The following is a 20171-nucleotide window of genomic DNA, read 5'->3' as shown; positions in this document are numbered from 1 at the left end:
AAAAAGCTTAGATATGAATACGATAACAGGCGAAACCGTAAATAATACAGACGACTGCGGTTGTTACAATAATGCTTCAACCAGCGCAGAAGAAAAGCTTAGCAACAAACTGGCTCATCTCTGGCACATGGTCGGTAATACACCACTGCTCGAAATTTCTTACCGTTATAAAGGCAGATGCAGGAAGGTATATGTGAAATGTGAGCACTACAACTTAACCGGTAGTATTAAAGACCGCATGGCGCTTTACATTCTGCAAAAAGCATACGAAGAGAAGTTGATACAACCGGGTGATACTATCGTGGAAGCAACAAGTGGTAATACGGGGATTGCATTTAGCGCCATTGGCAGAGCCCTGGGGCATGATGTAAAGATCATTATGCCGAACTGGTTGAGTAAAGAGCGGATAGATATTATACGCAGCCTGGGAGCAGAAGTAGTATTGATCAGCAAAGAGCAGGGTGGTTTCCTGGGCAGTATACAATTGTCAGAAGAAATGGCCCAGTCAGATCCCTCGGTTTTCTTACCGCGCCAGTTCGAAAACCTCTATAATTGTGAAGCTCACGAAAAAACAACCGGTAAAGAAATATGGATGCAGCTACAGGCTATTGATAAAACACCTGATGCTTTTGTTGCTGGTGTGGGCACCGGTGGAACCATCATGGGAGTGGGTTATTACTTAAAAAGCCGTAACCCTGCCATCCATATTCATCCGCTGGAACCAGCAGAATCCCCCACTTTATCTACCGGATACAAAGTAGGATCTCATCGTATTCAGGGTATTTCTGACGAGTTTATACCTGCAATTGTAAAGCTGGACCAGCTGGGCAGGGTAGTAAAGGCGTCAGATGGTGATTCCATTATTATGGCACAGCAATTGTCCCGCAAACTCGGACTGGCGGTGGGTATCTCTTCAGGCGCTAATATGATCGGGGCCATTCAGTTACAGGAGGAATTGGGTGACGAGGCTGTGGTGGTAACCGTATTCAGCGATAGCAATAAAAAGTACCTGAGCACCGACCTGATGAAAGATGAACCTGTTAAAGCGGGATACTATTCAACAGATGTAGAATTGCTGGATTACAGGGGGATTGGCAGGTATTATTAAGCTTTATTTCCTTTACAATTGTTTGGGCAAAATATTATACGGTAACAGGTACACAAATAATTACTTGGGTGCCAATACCATTTGATTGAGTAGCGATACTCGCATTTTTCCTAATAAACTGATACGTTCCCGGCTGATTGTGCCAGACAGTGAACGGTGAGCAGGTTCTGCCGTATCGACTGTTTTCTTACCGCTATCGGTAACAGATACTTTCAATATCTCATTCGTAATTGAAAAGTCAACATCAATCCGACCCTCACCAGTATCCAGGTCTATGCCATGCAAGATGGCATTCTCTACAAAAGGCTGTATCAGCATGGGGGGTATCATCACTGCATCCCAGTCTAATGTTTGCTCACGGGTAATACTATATTCAAATGCATTTTCAAACCGCATTTGCTGAAGATTCAGATAGTTTTCCAGGGTTTCCATCTCTTCACATAAGGGAACCAGTTGCTCACGGCTGAGTTCTAAACTGCTCCGCAGCAGGCGACTGAAACGATTTAAATATTTGATAGCTGCTTCTTTTTTATCCAGCCTTACAAAGCTTTGCACAGCTGCCAGGGTATTAAATATAAAATGCGGTTCCATTTGCGTACGCAGCAATTGCTGCTGGAGCAGCGCTTGCTCTTTCTTCTGCGCAGCACGGCGTTGACGGTAACTGTTATAAAAGAAAAGAAACCCAATGGCCAGCACTACCAGTACAAGAATAACAATAATCAGCCAAAGCCTGTTTTGCTCAAGTTGCAACTCATTGATCTTGATATTTTCATTAAGGGATTTAATAGAACGATCTTTAGCCTGTAGCTGATAGAGTGCGTTCATTTCAACAATGGCCTGGGTATTTTCTGTTTCGTAATTTTCCCGCTGCAGTGTATAGGCTTTACTCATAAGGTTTAAAGCTTCCTGCTTTTCCCCTCTGAGTTCCAGTAAAGAAGCCAGGTTGGTCTTGTAAATGATCTGGTTGCCTAAAGAAACCTCATCGGGATGTTGCTTCAGAAATGCGGCTGCCTTATCCAGGCTAACAGATGCTGCCTTCGTATTCTTCATGGCTGTATAAACCCCGCCTATATTAACATAATCAACAAAGAGATTATTGATTGCAGAACCGGACGTAGGCATGGCTTTATATTTCAACTGATCTATTTCACTTTTTAGCAACTGGTAATGCAGGATCGAATCATTCTGATTAGTAGCCTCAAAGTATTTGACCTTACACTCGTATAAATAGCTTTCATCGTATGTGTCGGGATATTGTTGATGAAGCATTTCGAGTTTCTTTAAGTAAACGATTATACTATCACCCGGTTTATGTTGTGCGTTTAAGGTTTGAATAATTTGTACGAATACCCTTTGCCGGTTGATATGATCGGGAGGAAGCTGGGGTGATAATGCCAATACTGCCTTGTTCATTTGCTGAGCTAACTCATATTGAAAGAGAATAGAGTTACTTTGAGCGGCTGATATCAACATGATAGAACGGGTAAGAGGAGAGAGGTTCAGCGAGCTATCAGCTAATACAATTGTTGCAGCCTTATTGTAGTAATAATTCGCCTGGTGCTCTTTGGTATCCTCGCTTTTTATATTACCCATTCCATTGTACATACGGGCTTTCAATTCTAGATTTCCAGTTGTAGGCTCAATTAGTTCCAGCCCCTTTGTTATATATCCTTCTGCCGAATCGTTACCCCTCATCGCATATAACCGGCCCATATTATACTGAACGGTAGCATATAGAACGGTGTCCTCCTGTAGTGATGGTAAATTGCTTAACAAACCCCAGTTTTTCAACACCGAATCGCTATTTGCCGGTGATGTTTTAACTTCTTCAAGTGCTTTTATCTTTTTTGCTAAAGATTGATGAGCTGCGGTATCATTGTCGCTGTGTTTGCAGGAAAATAATAAAGAAACAAGCAGGATGAACAGTAGGTAAACGTATCGTGATGTCATTCAGCAGGAAATAGTTGATTGAGTATAAAATTTTTTCTGCGCAGTGAAATAGGAATTTCTTCCTTATTCTTTAGTACAATATATTCGGACCGGTTAACACCCGAGATATGGTTTTTATTAACCAGGTAAGACTGGTGCGATCGCAAAAAATGAGGAGCTTTTAATAACTCTTCATAAAATTTAAGAGGTTTGGATACCAGTTCCTTTTCACCATTGCTGAGGAAAAAGAAAGTATAAGGACCATCGCCTTTGCAATACACAATATCCTGTACATTAATAATACGAACATGATTGAGCGAATGCAGGGCAATACTTTCAGGTAATATTACTTCATTTTTCAGCAGCTCCTGTGCCAGCGAAAGCTGTTGCATCCATTGAGAATTATTGTCCCGGCGGCGGCGGTATCGTTCCAGCGCTTCTTTCAACTCGGTTTGATCAATTGGTTTTAGAAGATAATCCAGTGCCCCATATTTTATGGCCCGAATAGCAAACTGGTTGTAGGCCGTAATGAAAATGATATTCTCAGGTATGGGATTAAGTTGTTTTAAAATATCGAAAGCCGTTCCGTCCCGAAGCTGGATGTCCATCAGGATAACATCGGGTTGCTTTTCTTTAATCAGTGTGAGCGAGGCCTTTACACTATCGCTCCAGCCAACAAGCTCCGTGCGATCTTCCTGCTGTATCAGGTAAGTGATTTCTTTGCGTACAGCGGGTTCGTCTTCTATAATAGCTATTGTGATCATTCTTTTATAAATAGGGTGTAAATATATCAAGAGCGCGGGGAGTACCGATTATTATTTTTAAGCATCTCTTACCCGGGTGTCTATATGTCTTTTACTGAGCAATTTCAGAAAGTTGTTCAGACCGTACCCATACCAGTTTGTTATTCTTAAAGCGCCACACATCCTGCCACCAGCGTGCGCCGCCTCTGCAGGAAGTGCTTAGTTCCTTTTTATTTTCGTCTGCTGTTACATTGCAAAGGCAGCTGCATTGAGCGTTTTCGTTTTGTTCAGGCTCCTGAAGCAAGTAAAACTGCTGATACTTCGGATTATACAAATAGATCGTGAATTGCTGATAAACGCCCATTCCTGCATCGGCAACAGAAAATGCCACATCGTCATAGCCGTCAAAATTGTAATCTGCTATATGACTTTGCCTGGCGCCACCGGGCTGTATAATTTCGGGTAATATAAGCACGCTTACTGTTTTATTGGGATACCTGAAAATGAGTGTATCATTATAATAATGGTTAAACTCAATAAGAGTTCCGTGCAGCAGGTACTTAGCTATACCATCATATTTCTCCCTCTCTTTCTGCTCTTCCAGATCAAACTTCCTGTTATCGTTACCGCGCAGGTACCATGCGTCTGTTATATATCTTAAACCTTCCGTCAGGCTATACGAGCCTGAAATTTTCCCATTAACGATTTCGTTCCAAACATATACCTGCCCATCAGGTTGGCCATACTCGCGATCCATACTATCCAGGTTATAGCTTTTAAGTTGAAGGGGATTATTCCCTTTTGCCCTGTGTACTGCACAAATGCCCCTTTGCCTTTAGAGCCATAGTATATTTTAAGACTAAAAGACGGTTTTGTTTGGGAAGCCTTTAAAAGAAACGGTTGAGCAGATATCTGCGTAAAACCGCTACCTAAAATAAGTAATAATACAGTTATAGCTTTATTCATCAATTGCTGTTTTTAAGTTTCTTTGCTTTTCTGCGGTATATACCATGTAATATTAAAATAATGATGGATAGTAATAAGGCAACAAATCCAATCAGCTGAAAAAATACCAGGAAAACTCAGCCGTGTCTCCGATGCAATCAAGCTCATAGCGCCAGATTGTTGTTACAGTAATGCCTTCCGATGCATTACGACATGCACAATATTCCGGCAATACCAGTAACAGGTCGAATGCTAACAGCAAAAGCAATACCGTAATTAGTATAATATTGATCCCTTTAATAAACTTCATAGTACAGATCAACGATATTGTCTTTGAATCCTTGCTTCAGGACAGGTACAAAAAGATAAAGTGCCAGTAAAAGGTCCACTCCAGCGGCTTCATTAACCTGTAGGTCAAATTGGATAACGTTATAGAGTTTATTTTTTCGAAAGATTATAGCCATACCGATCATAAAAACATCGGATGTGTTGATGAGTATGAGGCGCTATATTCTGAATCCATTCTTCAAAAGCATTAGCGATCAATAGCTGGCGGTTTACAATGGCTGGTTTGCCATGACGATAACCTATTCTTAGCGGTTTTACCAAACGCGGGTTTCCCCGGGCGGCCACTGTACATAAATAATGGCCCTGGTGATCCAGAGGAGGTGGGTGTATTTTTTGAGATAAGGCCCAGGTAGTGGTATCCGTAAAAACCTTTACCAACGAGTTATAATCCTGCCCCAATAAAATAAGGATGAGGGTTATAATCAACCATACGGGTAGCAATAACAACAGGGCCCAAACCGATTCATGATAGCGGCCGGCGAGTAACTGATTGCAATGTTGGAGAAAAGTATTCTTAAAACTTCGTTCAACGGATGTCCTGGCTTCTTCTCTAATAAGTCTTATAATTAAGTATAGTCCCAGGATAAGACTGAGTAGGGGAGCTGGTAAAAGGAAAGCGGTACCGTCATTACCTTTATACCCATCAATGGTTCCGGTTTGATGTACTGCTACCTGAAAAATTATTACAACATTAAGAATACAACCTATAAATAAAAATATCAGCAATAAAACCAGGGTCAACGGAGGCAAAGTTCTTCCCCTGATCCATACGAGGATCATAGCAACATGGTATAGCACAAAATAAACCAGCAAACTTATGGTATGCCGGTCAGCAAACGGAGCATAACAACGATCTATAGGATCAATAGCCTGGTTATAGGGAGCATCATGAATGATCATACCCCATGCAAATACAAAAGAAAGAAATAGGTATAATAGTGTTATGGCAATAGCTCCCCAGGTGATGGCAGGAACCCGTTTCTTTAAAAGTCCCAATCCAATCAAGGTTCCTATAATAAGTATGACCAGACTAAAAATCACAGTATCCATTTTCACGCACCCAACTTATCGGGCCCTTTTAATAAGATGAATATATTTAAGATCACAATCACCAAATTTTACATAATAGTTCATGGAATTACCAGTATTTTGAATGGTTATTTCGTTATTATAAAGTACACCCTGCACCTCTTGCGGTAAAGCCTTTTCTTCCTCCGGTTGTTCGTCCTGTTCGTCCGGATCGACCACCCCTTCATATTCACTCCATTCAATACCTTTCAAAGTGATATAATAACCATCTTTCTTTTCGTTAAAGGATAGTAATACATCTCCCTGCCATTGCCTGGTTGCTGTTTTTAACTGATAGTTAAATTGCTTTTTATTCCTGAAAATACGCAGCTCCATTTTACAATCACCAATGGTATCTGTTAATTTATACAAGCCTTCTATTTCAAACAAATACTTCGTGGTGTCTGCCCCGGCCTTACTCATTTCCGTAGGGTTTTCGGGCAAACTGTCTTTTAAGGGACTGTGGGCAAACTCATTTTCTGCATGATCAGCTTTTCTGTCAGTCTCCGAACTGCAACTTAAAAAGCAGGTCACCGCAACCCATAAGATCATTATTCGAACCATCTCTAAAAATAGCTTTATTTTTTTCAACTCATTTCATTAGTACTTTTATTTCAACCAGCATTTCCGGATTGTTTTCGCGTTATAAAATATTGTTGTCGTAAATAAATGCCTCCATATTCCTACCCATCATTTTTATTGGTTTTTTATGGGTTCTAAAACCGCTGGCGGTCACGATCTCTTTAATAACAGGCTGTAAAATTTCGGGTTTACTGGTTGGATGCAAATTGCTAAGCAGGTTGTTTTCCTTATCGTAAATATCCAATCTATTGATTTTTTAGTATGAAGTTCCATACGGCTAATGGCATTAAAATGGATCATCAGGTCCTGTTTGCCCTTTTGACGAATGGTGATCTTCTGCACGTCAATATCTACGATCACATCCGGCTGAAAAAACCTAAGCAAGACAAAAAGAGGAACCAATACTATAATCCCGATAATAAAGCCGCACCTTTCGCGCTCCCTATGCTGTTTACTTTCTCTGCCATGCCATTGACTCCTCCCAGCCAGATATAGGCTACAGCAAACACAATGAGGAGATAAACAATGGCAACTATAATTGCTTTTGCAGTATTATGTTGTTTGAATTGAAAAGTTTTCATATAAATTATTATTTGCAGGTAATTTGGGTGTTAAATACGTTGCTACCTAAACCTGGTTAAAATAGCAGCATTTTGTATAACCACAGTTAGTTTATTTACAATTCGTACAGCTATTTTATAATTCGAGGTTGATGTTTGAATCGGATACAGTTAATAATGCTCTAATCTCCTGGAATAGCTGGGTGTAAATACTTCAGATTGAACCTGCTTCGAGTACTGCCGCACCCATTCATCGTAATAGTAGTGAGCATAAAGTATATTGTCCCTTAGAGTGAATTTAGCAAATGGTTGGCCTTGAACAGGCACTTGCTTCAACCCAAATTTCTGATTGGTACCGTTATCAAATTTACAGTCCATATCCCGTGCCCATATCATTTCCACAGTCTGGCTATCTATTGTACGAATAGGATAAAAGTAAACACACTGCCCGTGATACCACAAGGTCAGGGTTTCATCGCCAATATCAACACGTACCAGGTCATTTTCCCAGCTGCCTTTGATCTGATTTACGTAAACAAACGATCGAATGTAACCATCATAATCAAAGCCCTCCATATAATCGATTTTCCATTTACCATCTTCCCGCAGCGCTTTCATGTGATACACTAATCCATCGCCCCAGCTCCAGTTATAAGAAGCCGTATCATTCTTAAAAGATAAATGCATGATCCATATTTTAGCAGGATAGTTGTCAGGTGTATCCTGGCAGTTACACCAGGGATTGGCGCCATTGCCGAACGGAGGCAGCGCGCCTGTTTCCCAAATAAGCGCCCTGTTTTTTACTTCTTTATCAATTGCCAAAGCAATCTTATTGTAGTTTACTTTGAAACTGTGGGTAAAAATGCCTGTTTGTGCCAGCTCTTTTAATCTTTGGTGATGAGCGTTGAAATCAATTCCGGCGTACACCGTATCGGTAGTGTTTGCCAGGCGAGGCTCGAAGTCAGCCTGCTTGCTTTCCTCTTCCGACCACTGCAAGAGTTTTCGTGTTAATGCCAATAAATCCAGGCTGTCGGTAAGCCGGAGAATGTCTGTATCTTTTTGCAGTGATACAGTATCGGTAACGATTGCTCCTGTTGAACGCTGCCGGGTACTTTTGTCATTGTTAATACAGCCTCCCAATAATATAATCGATAACAGTATGGTAACAAATATTGGTTTCATGATGATTAGGGGAATGGTATGAGTTTATCATTGGCCAGATCGTATTCATAAAAAGCATGCGTTTCAGAATCAAGATACAGCCATTGTATAATATTAGAATGCGTGCCCTGGTCATTCGAGAGGCCAAGAACGATATAATGCCGGCCTTTCTCATCTCTATCATCTATGGAATAAACAAAATCTGATTCCTCCGGTTTTTCAAGATGCAATAAAACAAGCGGTTGTTTCGAGTATGCTATATAGTACTCAACCAGCAGATACAGGTAATCTTTCAGCTCATCGGAATAATCTGTATCCTTTGCATACCAATACTTAATGGGCTTGGTGTAGTTTTTTCTAAAGGTAGCCACTTTCCCGTCTTTGATTTTCCTGGCATTGAGCATCCACTCTTTAAATTCAAGCCGGTCGCCGTCCCCTGCAATCCAGCTGCTATCCATTTTCCACTGTATTTCCAGCGTGTCTCCCCTTAAAAAATTCAACTTTTGTGCAAGCGGTTCATCATAAATTAGTGATACGAGGTGTTTTCCTTTTCGTACATAACAGAGATAATAGTCTCCATTATCGTTCCGTTCGACAAATGTTACCGTATCTTTTATTGTTTGCTGCAGTGGTACCTTACCAGGACTTAGCTGGCTGCTATAGCGTGCCGGTGGTATAGTATCTCTTCCTGTTGGAAGTTTAGCCGGAATACTATCTGCCTCAGATACAGCTTTTGCCGGGGACGCATCATACTTACAGGAGCATAACAATACTATAAAAAAGAGTACGGTCCATTGTTGCATAATCCAGACTTTCATTGGTGCAGTAATTTTTTACTTTCCATACTTTCCCAGAAACCCATCATGTCGGCATTACTTTTAGGTTTCTCAAAACGGATGGTTATAAAACAACCTTGTTCGGGATTACCTGAAATAAACAGGTGAGTCTTCCAGCCATCGGGTAGTGTTAAATGTAATGCAGTCCCCCATTTTTATCGATTGTTACCCGGTTTGTTTCCAGCACGCTTAATTGAGAAATGCCATGTTGAATAATAGTTTTAAACAGGGTATTATTTTTTAGATACTGCAGATTTTTCAATAGCTCTTCTTTTATGGCAATTTGATTGGTTTTCAATGCAGCTTTATAGGGTATGGTCCTGCTGAAATAGAGATCCAAGTCTTCGCATCCGCTTAATGAAGCGATCATTTGAGAACCATCGTTCAGCGATACTACCTCAGTATATGCTTCATTAAACTGGTCGTCCATTTCTAATGTGCTATCTATTTTCAATCCATTGTCCCTTTTAAAGATCTGTTTCTTCATAAATACAAGCGGGCATGAAGAATAGCTGTCTTCTATGATCTTGTTATCCCGGAAAGAAAATATCAATGGTATTTCCTTTAGGTTTTTCCCCCTTCGCCATACGCCCGGGACATGGGGTTTTCGTTGTAGGTTGCATATATACGACCATTTTTTACCTGGTCTATCTGCAGGTGACCGTAAGAGAATTTTCCACCTCCGAATACTGTATACTGGCTAATGATCTGCCGTTTATCGTTAAGCAGTAACACCCGGTAATCGAAACCATAGGCATTCCCGCCACCGCCAAGACCTTCATCCGTAAAAAGAAAAACTGCATCGGACCAGCCATCCTTATTAAAATCGGTAACCCATTTTACAGAAGACTCAGCTGATAAGCAGGATAAAAAGTATCCTTCTTTATCCCGCAAGCAATCATCGCCGGGTTTGACAATACCTTCCCTGGTTTTAAGTTCATTCTTTATGAGTTGACGGCCAATTTTGCTTAAGCTAAGTGAATCGATGGCTTGTCCATAAGCGACCTGAACAGCGCTCAGCAGCGAGACAAGAAGGCAAATATGAACTTTGTTGATCATAAATATGTTGCTGCTACCTATTTGCGGTTTTGTAGTTTTTCAACAATTGTTTTTACTTCGTTCGATGAGGATCCCCAGTTAATATGGATACTTCCATTAGAGATAGGCGCTGCTATAAATGGCATTGCAACTACCTGCTGATCCACTACCAAAGCAACCTGTTTCCCTTGCTGGCCAACGCTGAATTTTTCCAGTTTAGCAGCACCAGCTTTATTGAACCGGATTAAGATGATAGATTCGTTATCGACGCCGGTTGTATGCTGTACACTATCAAAATCTTTTAACGATAGCGAAGCTTTGCGGCCAGTATTGTTTGAGTGTAGTCCGCGCTGCTTTTCTTTTCAATGGCATAAAAGCCATCCGTACGATTGACTGGAAAGGGTTTCACGAGCGTCACTATTTCATCTAAGTTGCTATTTTTTATAGAGTCTTGTATAAACTCCTGGTCGGCGATCTTATTGGGATTGGTGTAAAGAGGAGGCGCCGGTATTGTGGCAATAAGAGGTGTTCTTTCTTTGTCTTCTTCTTTTTCGTATATCACAAATCCTTCATAATGGTAAGAAGGGCGGGTACCTTCCCCGCAAACGGTGTAAAAGATGCTATTGGCAGCGATATCGCCTCCTGCGAAATTTCCGGTGTCCTTCGTTTGAGCCGTTAGCTTAATATATTTTTTAAGAACCGGTCATCCTGGTATTGATTACTGCGAAAATACGCTTCATTGGCATCAGCCTCCCTGCTGATATATTGATTGGAGGTCTGATCCCATATATAATTTAATGAGTCGGGCTCCGGAAATAACCGATAGTGTTTATTGGCAAAGATAGCTGCCGAGCCCGCGCTTTTTGATCGATCATACTGGTTCTTCCACTCCAGTATTTCCTGCCATTGTTTTTGTTCTTCTTTATCGGGTATCTGTTTAATAAAGCCTTCTTCACTACCGTAATTGGAAAGTTGCAATACTTTTTTCCCGCAACAGCTGTTAACCTGGCTTCAAAATTCTCATACTCCCTTTTGGGCTCATTAAACATCCACATAAAATCGTTGTATGTACCTGTCGGCTCATATTGCCAGGAGGGGTTTGGTTTGCCCAGCTCCCACCATACATTTTCCCGTTTAAATGAGAGCGTGAAGCCGGTTAGCTTCTGAGCAGCCTGGTACACAAACGGCGCATCAAAGCAATTGGCATCTTCATTAAAAACCCGTTGCCGCTTTCCCGAGTTGAATGTTACAAATGTGTTACCTTCCTCAAAACCCGCGAAATAAATCCTGGTACTGTCGCCCAGTTCCTTATTGTAGCAGGCATATACCTCAAACAATTCAGGCTGATCAGGAAAAAAAAGCAGGTAGTCTTTCTCAAAATTATAGTGGCCAAATACAGCTGTCGCATATCCGTACAACATAAAACCACCATCTTCAAATAAACAGATGCCAGAATTTCCACCGTATCTGCCTGAATATTGCCGGTAACGGTCGATGTTGCTATTCGTATGCTGTGCAGAACTTTTCAATGTAACGAACAATAGGGTAATTAAGAAGATCGTTTGTTTCATTTTGTTACAAATCAATTCTTTTCGGATTTCAGGCATCAAAGTACAGTAAAATAGGTCATCCGGCGATGACATTTACAATTCGTTAAAAACTTTTTATAAACCGTACGAATAATGATATACCTTGCCTTGGAACGCCGCATGTAATCCATATACAACGCCCTCAACGGAAATTCTTGATTTTCTGTTATATATATGGACACAATACAATATTTTTATCGCGGCTTACTGCATAATGAAAGAGGTACAAATAACAGGATCGATCGTTTTATACAGGAATGACTTTGCGATAGTTGAGGCTGCCGTTAAAAGTTTTCTTTCTACGGGTTTAAATGTATTCCTGTTCCTGGTAGATAACTCACCGGGGCGTGAACTGGAAAAGCTGGCATCCATTGATCCGTCAAGAATTCATTATGTATTCAATAATGGTAATCCTGGTTTCGGAACTGCTCATAATATTGCTTTATCGCATGGCAGCCGGTTCAATGCCGGCTATCATTTAGTGTTAAACCCGGATGTTTATTTTGAGCCTGACACATTAGAGCAACTCTATTATTATATGGAGGAGCACCGCGATACCGGGCAAGTGATGCCCCGGGTATTATATCCCAATGGTAGTCTTCAATACCTGTGCAGAAAAAACCCGACTTTTTCCAACTTATTCTCCCGTAGATTTTTTCCCAGGTTTGTGCGGGATTTATTAGCCAAAAAAATGGGGAAGTATGAATATAAAGACCATGACTATCTCCAACCCATTTATAATGTCCCATTTCTATCAGGATGTTTTATGTTTTTGAGAACGGATATTTTAAAAGAAATAGGCGGGTTTGATGAACATTTTTTCCTCTACATGGAAGATGCTGATTTAACCAGGCGTATGTTGCAACGATCACGAACGGTCTATTTTCCTGATGTTCATGTTTACCATCACTACACGAAGGGGTCTTATACCAATTTAAAACTAACCTGGCATCACCTGCGTAGTGCGGTTACTTATTTTAATAAATGGGGTTGGCTTAACAGCAAAACTCAGCATCACCAGGTTTGATTCACGAGGCGAACCCGCTAGCGTTGTCCCTTAATTATTCTGTAGCAATCTACTATTGCTTATGCGTACATGGCTTTGTACCCGGGTAGGTTCTGCCAATTACAAGTCATATTTAGCCTATTTCTTCTGGACTACCTGTTTTTATCAATTCTGCATCAGTTGCATAGTCCTAAAACCATTTAATTTTATTCGTGTAATGGAACCATTCAATTTCACCACATCTATTTTCGGCTAGTTATTGGCCGGGAGTATTTTATAAGACAATTTTTAAAAATTACAGGTATAAGAATGAACCCTTCTGATCTGATTATCTACGACAGGGAGCAAGTGACGCTTGACGACATTTTTTAACGGTGCCCGGCAGAGCCGCTGTCAGCCAATTAATAAAAGAACATTATTATCTCAAAAATCTTCAGCAATTCGGGTTGCCCGTTAACAACAAACTCCTGCTTCACGGCGCTTCCGGTTGCGGTAAAACTACAACGGCTAAGGCTATTGCGAATGCGTTGGGACGTCCCCTGCTGATATTAAACCTCAGTAGTGTTGTTAGCGCCCGGATAGGCGAAACGGCCCAGCATCTGAAACAGGTATTTGATAAAGCAGCACGCGAACGGGCAGTACTTTTTCTGGACGAATTTGATCAGATCGGAAAGGCGCGGGGCAGCGACGACCGGGAGGTAGGGAGATGCGCCGGTTGGTGAATACCCTGATCCAGCTGATAGATTATTACCCCGTCAGTTCTCTGTTGATAGCTGCTACTAATCATAAAGACATCATCGATCATGCACTACTCAGAAGATTTCAGGTGACCATTTCTTTCGAAATGCCTTCAGACGCAGAATTAGATACTTATTATAACCAGCTTATCCAACATCTTCCCGCTCCTTTGAGAGCTATAACCCGTATCTATCATACATCTTATGCAGAAGCGAGAGATAGCGCCTTCACGCAGGTAAAGACAATGCTTATTTACCAACTCGAACAGGAGTGTACGGAAAAGACCCTGCTATGATTATAGAAAATATAGAAGTCATCCGGCAGAGAGTTGCCGCTGCCTGTAAAAAAGCAGGGCGGGACACGCGGGAAATACAGATTTTACTCGCCACAAAAACGGTAACGGCAGATCGTATCAGAGAGGCTATACTTGCCGGGTACCAACTGATTGGTGAAAACAAGGTGCAGGAAATCAAACAAAAATTTGAATACCTGCAGGATCTTAAACCTGTTCAACATTTTATAGGCCACCTGCAAACCAACAAAATAAAAGAGCTTTTGAAATATAATGTCAGCTGTATCCAATCCGTCGACCGGTTTGACCTGGCTTTGAAATTACACCAGCGATTGTTGGCTGAAAATAAATCCATGGAAATATTAGTACAGGTAAATACTTCGGGCGAAGCAAGTAAATTTGGAGTAGCTCCGGAACAAGCGGTCGCATTGGTACAACAAATCAGTAACCTGAGCAGCCTGCATATTAAGGGGCTTATGACCATAGGACTATTTAGTAACAACCAGGACAAAATAATATTGTTTCAGGCGGTTAAAAGGTTTACAGCAGGAGATTAACCTGCTCCATATCCCCCATGTGGACATGAAAGAATTGTCAATGGGTATGAGTGGCGACCTGGAAATAGCCATTGAAGAGGGGGCTACTATCATAAGAGTTGGGACAGCGATCTTTGGAAAACGAAGCTATCCTGATAGCTATTACTGGGACGAGTCAGCACCTGTATCATAGATTTCTAACCAGAGCATGCATATCCATTTTATACAACACGAAGTTTTTGAGGCACCCGGCGTTTATCAGGATTGGGCATTGAGCCGCGGTTACACTATTGGTTTTTCAAAGGTTTTTGAATATGAGGCCTTACCGTCATCAATAGCGGCCATTGATTTACTGATTATTTTGGGAGGCCCTCAAAGCCCTGATACTTTGCTTGAAGACTGTCCCTACTTTGACGCCATTGCAGAAATGAAACTGATCAGAAAAGCCATAACAGCCGGAAAAGCGGTTGTTGGTGTGTGCCTCGGGGCTCAATTGATCGCCGCCGCCTTAGGTGCGAGTCACCTTCCCAGCCCCGAGAAAGAAATAGGTGTGTTTCCTATAGCACTCACTGAGGCAGGTATGTTGGATGAAAAGGTAAAACACTTGGGTGCTTTTTTACCAGTGGGGCACTGGCATAATGATATGCCTGGCCTGCCTGCGGGTAGTAAAGTGCTAGCTACCAGCCTGGGTTGTCCCAGACAAATTATTTCGTTTGCAAACCTGGTATATGGACTCCAATGTCATATCGAATTTACCAAAGAGCTGGTCGAAATGCTTGTTGAGGCCGATGGTGCTTTGTTCAGTCATAACCGACAATTTAGCTTTATACTGGAGCCGGACCAATTGGTTTCCTATGACTTTATGAACATGAATAACAAACTATTCGGCTTTCTTGATAGCCTGACACAAGCGTACCCAATCAGCTTATACTAAAGGCAAATATGCTTTGCTTTTTGCTTTATTAATCTCTGCCAATTAGTCCTGTTTTAAAAATGCCACGCTACCTTTCTTGATTATTTTTTTGTAAGCGTAAATCAATGCTGCTAAGGCTTTCAGCCCGTTTTCATTTTGCGTTAACAAATTTTAAAAACTGTGGCACGGTATTTTATATTATATCATATCAACATAAATTAACGCTATTGATTCAGTAAATAGCAATTTCTAAACAGGATGCTTAATACTTTCAGTAACTGCAATAATCTTATTGAAACAATGTGTAAAAGATATTTAAGAGCGTGTTAGTAGGGCTAATACGAAACCCCAGCTATAAAGCTGGGGAGGGCTTATACCTCCTGTTTCTACAGGAGGTCTTTTTTAAAACCATGAACTGATTTTAAACACTTATTAATTGTTTTGCAACAATTTCCATGCCTTTAAATTAGCAATGAGTAAGCTTTTGCTTTAATTCGTTTATAAATAAAAATATTAAGCTGTAATAGGCTCATTCATAATGTAAAGTTTGATAATTGCTGTAAATCATCTACTTAAACAGGGGTATGATGAGATAGTCTTTAATTGAATGTCAGATGTCGCCCTTAATGCCCGCAATGAGGATATGCCCCTCATCATATTGTGTAAATGTGAAGTCAGACTTGTTCAATGATTTTTCCTGCATTACTTCGTGCACTAAGGTCAGCAGGATAGTTACCTGTTGAATAAACGTATCACACTGTGATTTTCCCAACAGATGCAGTACATGTTCGTAAGTCAGTTCTTTCGTCATGGTGGTTTGGGGGCTACACTAAGATACGAAAGCTGCCACAAATTCAGATAAAGAAATATGAAATGATTATGAAATTTGCAAGCAGGTTGCTTCAAGAGATTAAATCCGTTTAATTAACACTTTTAATCTTTGAAAGCTCCTGCTCCGTCAAGCCGGCTGTGGCTAATACTGAGATAATGAAATCTGTTTTCCCGGTATTGTAGGTCTCCCGGGTAATACCCGTTTGAAGAGCCAGGGATTTCTTGAGCGCATAATAGGCATTAAATAGCCTGCTTTCTTCCCTTAGCTTGTTTCTGAATAATAAATGGTTTTTTAATGCCAGGCTATCGGAGTAACATACATATAAATGGTGTTCCATCCATTTATGATCTTCTTCAGAAACCGGGGTGTAGGCAGATGTTTGCCTGAATGCGAAACGCCCATTTATGCCCTGCTCACCCCTGTAGTGATAGCCAATCCTTTCCAGTTTGTCTATTATATCATCCAGCGAGCTTTTGTTGGCAATGATAATATCAATATCCAGAATAGGCTTAGCCAACATTCCGGGAATAGAAGTGCTACCTACATGTTGAATATCTATGGGAACACCTTCCAGTTCTGTTTGGAGCAGCTGACTGATCTGTTCAAACTTGACGGGCCAATCGGGGTTGTAGGGCTCGATAAATTTCATCAGCATTTAACTAAAATAGAAGTAAATAATATTGCAAATCTAAACCTGATTTTGTAAAACAAATATGCCAACGCTGGGAAAAGGAAAGTACATCCAGGCGTACACAATACATTATCAAAAAGGCACTTTAAAGCATTCATAAGTAGATATTTAATAACCGCTCTAATACCAGGGTATTTTAATTTAGCGGAAAACAGAAAAATATTTTATTATGTAGAACATAAATACGTATTTTTATCCTCTTCAATTACGCTTGTTATGAAAAGGATTTCGCTTTTCGCTCCGAATTTACTCGTACCAGCTATTAGCTGGATCTTTTGCCTGTGTACGCTCAATAGTTCCGCTCAACAGATCATCCACTTATATAAGGTGGTTCCTAATGCTATTGCTTCGACAGAAGTTCTTGAAAAATGGGATACGGCTTCCAATGGCCGGATTTTGGTGAGGAGCGTAACGGATCCCTCCCTGACAGTCTATTTACCCGCAAGGGATAAAGCCAATGGTACAGCCGTAATTATTTGCCCGGGCGGCGGATACTCTTACCTGGTGATGAACCGGGAAGGCAGTGAAGTAGCTGAGGCCTTTGCCCGGAACGGCGTGGCAGCTTTTGTATTGAAATACCGCCTGCCTAACGAAAAAATAATGGGTAATAAAACGATCGGGCCGCTGCAGGATGCGCAACAGGCTATGAAGCTGGTAAGAGAAAGGGCTGGCGAATGGAATGTAAATCCTAACCGGATCGGGATTATCGGGTTTTCAGCCGGGGGCACCTGGCTTCAACAGCTTCCACTCATTTTAATACCAGTGTGATAGTTAACGAAAAAGAAACCAGCTTGCGACCTGATTTTTCGATACTGGTATACCCGGTTATTAGTTTTGAGGATAGCCTGAGCCATAAGGGCTCCAGGAGAGCATTACTGGGAAAGGATACGGCGAGTAAGACTGCAATTACGCTTTACTCCAATGAGCAGCAGATCACCCCGGGCACACCTCCAACCTTTCTGTTGCATAGCTCAGATGATAAGATAGTACCGGTTGGAAATAGCATTGCTTACTACCAGGCTCTGATAAAAGCGGGTGTAAAAGCAGAGATGCACATCTACAGTACCGGGGGCCATGGCTATGGTTTACATAATAAAACCAATAAGGACGATTGGTTTCAAAGATGTATCAACTGGATGCAGGCTAATAGTTGGCTACAACCCTAATAACTATGCTGAAGCATATAAACGTTTTGTCATGAATCGATTCCTGTTTTTTATTACAATAACTATTACAATGATTATTTCATCCTGCGATACAGCAGAAAAAATAAGCCCCGCTTTCAAATGGTCCCAGTTAATTCCGGTACCCGATAAAGTAGGGTTTGCAGGCTCCTTCGGCGGCGTTAGCAATGATCATTTAATTATAGCCGGTGGCTCGCAGTTTCCTGAAGGTACCCGGCCATGGTCAGGAGGGGTTAAATCATGGAACGATAAAATACTGGCTTTAGAGAAAAACGGAAAAGACTGGAAGGAAATAGGCAAACTCCCACGTCCGATGGGTTATGGCGTGTCCCTTAACTGGAAGGATGGATTTTTATTAATCGGAGGTGCTAATCAAACACAGCATTTTCAAAATGTATACTTCCTGACCTATCAGAACGAACAGTTACTTATTGATACATTGGCTTCCTTACCTGGTCCGTTGGCCAATTCTTGTGGAGCAATTATTAATAATACGGTGTATATAGCCGGAGGTCTTTCATCTCCTGCCGCATCATCGGCTGAACATATTTTCTGGGCACTTGACTTAAGCCAGCCAAAAGAGAAGCAAAGCTGGAAAACACTGTCATCCTGGCCTGGCGAAGCAAGAATGTTGGGTGTGGCCGGCCAGATCAATGGCGAATTTTACCTGCTGAGTGGTACCAGTTTAATGGTTCCCAAGGATGATTCAGCAGTGCACAGGCAGTATCTGAAGAATGGGTTTATTTTCAATCCCGCTAAAGGATGGCGAAAAATAAAAGAACTGCCGCATCCCGTAGCCGCAGCACCTACACCTGCGTATACAAACGGAAATCAGCAATTATTTATCCTGGGGGTGATGATGGAAGTCGCGCCGAACAGAATGCTATTCTTAAAGATAAGCATCCCGGTTTTCGTACAGAAGTGCTGATGTACGATGTACAAAAAATGAGTGGACGGTGCCAGGCAAAGTGTATACCGATCAGCAACCCGATCCGAGAACAATCCCGGAGCCAGTACCTGGGCGCCGGTAACCACTCCGTTGATTGTGTGGGACGGTAAAATTATTCTTCCCCAGGGAGAAGCCAGGCCGGGGGTAAGAACCAACAGGGTTTTGGTAGCCAGCCCTCAGTAACATATCTAATCAAACTTACAGCAAAAGCTATTCAAATAATATGCAGCCACTAACTAAAGATACATGCAGGGGTAACTGGGGTACCCTTTTATTGCCTATTGAGCCAGATGATACAATTGACTTTTCGAGGCTATCTATTGAAATAGATATGTTAATTGCTGCAGGCGTCGATGGCATTTATTCCAACGGAACGGCTGGTGAATTTCACACTCAAACGGAAACAGAGTTTGATCAGATCAGCCAGTTGCTGGCGGATAAATGCAACGTAGCAAATATGCCCTTCCAGATCGGCGTATCCCATCCTATACCGGCTATCATGCTCGATCGGGTACGGCGATGTCAATCTCTGAAACCATCTGCCTACCAGGTTATATTACCCGATTGGGTAGCGCTAAGTGAACAGGAAGCGGAACATTTTTTCATCAGGATAGCCGCGGCAGCCGATACTATACCCCTGGTTTTGTATAATCCGCCTCATGCTAAAAAGTATTATCGCCCAAAGCCTTTGATCGTTTATTACATGCTGTTCCACAGATAATAAGCGTGAAGTTGCTGGATGGCGACCAGCATTGGTATGATCAAATGCGCCCCCTGGCAGACCGTGCAGCTTTCTTTGTACCTGGTCATCATTTAGCTACGGGAGTAGAGAGGGGTGTAGCAGCAGGTGCTTATTCCAATGTAGCCTGCATCAATCCAAAGGCAGCTCAGCGGTGGTGGCAGATGATGCAGAATGATATTGGAGAAGCATTAAAGGTACAAGAAGCGATTCAGGCATTCTTTGATGCCCATATAGTGCCTTATGCAAAAAGAGGATTCAGCAACCCGGCCCTGGATAAACTGCTGGCCGCTGTGGGGAGTGGGCGCCTGTAGGTACCCGCCTTAGATGGCCTTATGCCTGGATACCTGAGAAGGATGTTCCGGATGTTCGCAGGGAAGCCCA

Annotated in this window: 30 protein-coding genes; 13 read left to right on the top strand and 17 right to left on the bottom strand. The window is 41.7% G+C overall.

Annotated features, from left to right (window positions below):
* Positions 1–13: 13 nt before the first annotated feature.
* Positions 14–1108: a PLP-dependent cysteine synthase family protein gene (locus MKP07_RS29710; protein WP_240851583.1), complete on the top strand. Its 1095-nt coding sequence runs from the start codon at positions 14–16 to the stop codon at positions 1106–1108.
* Between the two features lie 60 nt (positions 1109–1168).
* Here the strand turns inward: MKP07_RS29710 and MKP07_RS29705 are convergent, their stop codons facing one another.
* From MKP07_RS29705 to MKP07_RS29635, 15 genes are all read right to left on the bottom strand, one after another.
* Positions 1169–3058 carry a sensor histidine kinase gene (locus tag MKP07_RS29705; protein ID WP_240851581.1) on the bottom strand — a complete coding sequence of 630 codons (1890 nt, stop codon included), beginning with the start codon at positions 3056–3058 and terminating at the stop codon, positions 1169–1171.
* Positions 3055–3801, bottom strand: a complete 747-nt coding sequence (locus MKP07_RS29700; protein ID WP_240851580.1) for a LytR/AlgR family response regulator transcription factor — start codon at positions 3799–3801, stop codon at positions 3055–3057. Before MKP07_RS29700 ends, MKP07_RS29705 begins: the two co-directional genes overlap by 4 nt.
* A 91-nt stretch (positions 3802–3892) precedes the next feature.
* Positions 3893–4537: an XAC2610-related protein gene (locus tag MKP07_RS29695; protein WP_240851577.1), complete on the bottom strand. Its 645-nt coding sequence runs from the start codon at positions 4535–4537 to the stop codon at positions 3893–3895.
* Between the two features lie 300 nt (positions 4538–4837).
* The gene (locus tag MKP07_RS29690) at positions 4838–5035 is read right to left on the bottom strand and encodes a hypothetical protein (protein WP_240851575.1); all 198 of its coding nucleotides are present in this window, start codon (positions 5033–5035) and stop codon (positions 4838–4840) included.
* Positions 5036–5163: 128 nt separating this feature from the next.
* The gene (locus MKP07_RS29685) at positions 5164–6114 is read right to left on the bottom strand and encodes a DUF6688 domain-containing protein (RefSeq protein WP_240851573.1); all 951 of its coding nucleotides are present in this window, start codon (positions 6112–6114) and stop codon (positions 5164–5166) included.
* 24 nt (positions 6115–6138) lie between these two features.
* Entirely contained in the window at positions 6139–6693 is a 555-nt protein-coding gene (locus MKP07_RS29680; protein WP_240851572.1) for a hypothetical protein, read from the bottom strand.
* 91 nt (positions 6694–6784) lie between these two features.
* The gene (locus MKP07_RS29675) at positions 6785–6967 is read right to left on the bottom strand and encodes a hypothetical protein (protein WP_240851570.1); all 183 of its coding nucleotides are present in this window, start codon (positions 6965–6967) and stop codon (positions 6785–6787) included.
* 160 nt (positions 6968–7127) lie between these two features.
* Positions 7128–7304: a hypothetical protein gene (locus tag MKP07_RS29670; RefSeq protein WP_240851568.1), complete on the bottom strand. Its 177-nt coding sequence runs from the start codon at positions 7302–7304 to the stop codon at positions 7128–7130.
* A 150-nt stretch (positions 7305–7454) separates the two neighbouring features.
* A complete protein-coding gene (locus MKP07_RS29665) occupies positions 7455–8465 on the bottom strand; it encodes a hypothetical protein (protein WP_240851566.1) in 1011 nt (336 codons plus the stop codon).
* A gap of 5 nt (positions 8466–8470) precedes the next feature.
* Positions 8471–9262 carry a hypothetical protein gene (locus MKP07_RS29660; RefSeq protein ID WP_240851564.1) on the bottom strand — a complete coding sequence of 264 codons (792 nt, stop codon included), beginning with the start codon at positions 9260–9262 and terminating at the stop codon, positions 8471–8473.
* A gap of 148 nt (positions 9263–9410) precedes the next feature.
* Positions 9411–9833 carry a hypothetical protein gene (locus MKP07_RS29655; RefSeq protein WP_240851562.1) on the bottom strand — a complete coding sequence of 141 codons (423 nt, stop codon included), beginning with the start codon at positions 9831–9833 and terminating at the stop codon, positions 9411–9413.
* Positions 9834–9844: 11 nt separating this feature from the next.
* Entirely contained in the window at positions 9845–10339 is a 495-nt protein-coding gene (locus MKP07_RS29650) for a hypothetical protein (RefSeq protein WP_240851560.1), read from the bottom strand.
* A gap of 17 nt (positions 10340–10356) precedes the next feature.
* On the bottom strand, positions 10357–10572 hold the full coding sequence (locus tag MKP07_RS43155) for a SecDF P1 head subdomain-containing protein (RefSeq protein WP_394803732.1): 216 nt from the start codon (positions 10570–10572) through the stop codon (positions 10357–10359).
* A gap of 47 nt (positions 10573–10619) precedes the next feature.
* Complete coding sequence (locus MKP07_RS29640) at positions 10620–10880, bottom strand: hypothetical protein (protein WP_240851555.1); 261 nt, start codon at positions 10878–10880, stop codon at positions 10620–10622.
* Positions 10881–11112: 232 nt separating this feature from the next.
* On the bottom strand, positions 11113–11889 hold the full coding sequence (locus tag MKP07_RS29635) for a hypothetical protein (protein ID WP_240851554.1): 777 nt from the start codon (positions 11887–11889) through the stop codon (positions 11113–11115).
* A 232-nt stretch (positions 11890–12121) separates the two neighbouring features.
* Here MKP07_RS29635 and MKP07_RS29630 point away from each other — a divergent pair, with 232 nt between their 5' ends.
* The 6 genes from MKP07_RS29630 (at position 12122) to MKP07_RS29605 (ending at position 15413) form a co-directional block, all read left to right on the top strand.
* The gene (locus tag MKP07_RS29630; RefSeq protein ID WP_240851552.1) at positions 12122–12934 is read left to right on the top strand and encodes a glycosyltransferase; all 813 of its coding nucleotides are present in this window, start codon (positions 12122–12124) and stop codon (positions 12932–12934) included.
* Positions 12935–13287: 353 nt separating this feature from the next.
* Complete coding sequence (locus MKP07_RS29625; protein ID WP_240851550.1) at positions 13288–13635, top strand: AAA family ATPase; 348 nt, start codon at positions 13288–13290, stop codon at positions 13633–13635.
* The gene (locus MKP07_RS29620; protein ID WP_240851549.1) at positions 13632–13946 is read left to right on the top strand and encodes a hypothetical protein; all 315 of its coding nucleotides are present in this window, start codon (positions 13632–13634) and stop codon (positions 13944–13946) included. The genes MKP07_RS29625 and MKP07_RS29620 overlap by 4 nt, the downstream gene beginning before the upstream one ends.
* On the top strand, positions 13943–14500 hold the full coding sequence (locus MKP07_RS29615; protein ID WP_240851546.1) for a YggS family pyridoxal phosphate-dependent enzyme: 558 nt from the start codon (positions 13943–13945) through the stop codon (positions 14498–14500). Before MKP07_RS29620 ends, MKP07_RS29615 begins: the two co-directional genes overlap by 4 nt.
* A gap of 25 nt (positions 14501–14525) precedes the next feature.
* A complete protein-coding gene (locus tag MKP07_RS29610; protein WP_240851545.1) occupies positions 14526–14672 on the top strand; it encodes a hypothetical protein in 147 nt (48 codons plus the stop codon).
* Positions 14673–14687: 15 nt separating this feature from the next.
* Complete coding sequence (locus tag MKP07_RS29605) at positions 14688–15413, top strand: glutamine amidotransferase-related protein (RefSeq protein WP_240851543.1); 726 nt, start codon at positions 14688–14690, stop codon at positions 15411–15413.
* Between the two features lie 589 nt (positions 15414–16002).
* Here the strand turns inward: MKP07_RS29605 and MKP07_RS29600 are convergent.
* A complete protein-coding gene (locus MKP07_RS29600) occupies positions 16003–16203 on the bottom strand; it encodes a hypothetical protein (protein WP_240851541.1) in 201 nt (66 codons plus the stop codon).
* 109 nt (positions 16204–16312) lie between these two features.
* Positions 16313–16873: a GrpB family protein gene (locus tag MKP07_RS29595; protein WP_240851540.1), complete on the bottom strand. Its 561-nt coding sequence runs from the start codon at positions 16871–16873 to the stop codon at positions 16313–16315.
* A 258-nt stretch (positions 16874–17131) separates the two neighbouring features.
* On the opposite strand from MKP07_RS29595, the gene MKP07_RS29590 reads away from it, so the two are divergent.
* From MKP07_RS29590 to MKP07_RS29565, 6 genes are all read left to right on the top strand, one after another.
* Positions 17132–17683: an alpha/beta hydrolase gene (locus tag MKP07_RS29590; RefSeq protein WP_240851538.1), complete on the top strand. Its 552-nt coding sequence runs from the start codon at positions 17132–17134 to the stop codon at positions 17681–17683.
* The gene (locus tag MKP07_RS41530) at positions 17680–18081 is read left to right on the top strand and encodes an alpha/beta hydrolase (protein WP_240851536.1); all 402 of its coding nucleotides are present in this window, start codon (positions 17680–17682) and stop codon (positions 18079–18081) included. The genes MKP07_RS29590 and MKP07_RS41530 overlap by 4 nt, the downstream gene beginning before the upstream one ends.
* A gap of 70 nt (positions 18082–18151) precedes the next feature.
* Positions 18152–19027, top strand: coding sequence for a galactose oxidase (locus MKP07_RS29580; protein WP_240851534.1), 876 nt, complete (start codon positions 18152–18154; stop codon positions 19025–19027).
* Between the two features lie 21 nt (positions 19028–19048).
* Positions 19049–19231, top strand: a complete 183-nt coding sequence (locus MKP07_RS29575) for a hypothetical protein (protein WP_240851533.1) — start codon at positions 19049–19051, stop codon at positions 19229–19231.
* A 40-nt stretch (positions 19232–19271) separates the two neighbouring features.
* Positions 19272–19769 carry a dihydrodipicolinate synthase family protein gene (locus tag MKP07_RS29570; protein ID WP_240851531.1) on the top strand — a complete coding sequence of 166 codons (498 nt, stop codon included), beginning with the start codon at positions 19272–19274 and terminating at the stop codon, positions 19767–19769.
* 11 nt (positions 19770–19780) lie between these two features.
* Complete coding sequence (locus MKP07_RS29565) at positions 19781–20101, top strand: hypothetical protein (protein ID WP_240851530.1); 321 nt, start codon at positions 19781–19783, stop codon at positions 20099–20101.
* Positions 20102–20171: the final 70 nt, after the last annotated feature.

This window comes from Paraniabella hibiscisoli (assembly GCF_022512515.1).
GTDB lineage: Bacteria > Bacteroidota > Bacteroidia > Chitinophagales > Chitinophagaceae > Niabella > Niabella hibiscisoli.
This window is presented reverse-complemented; position numbering and strand designations above follow the sequence as displayed.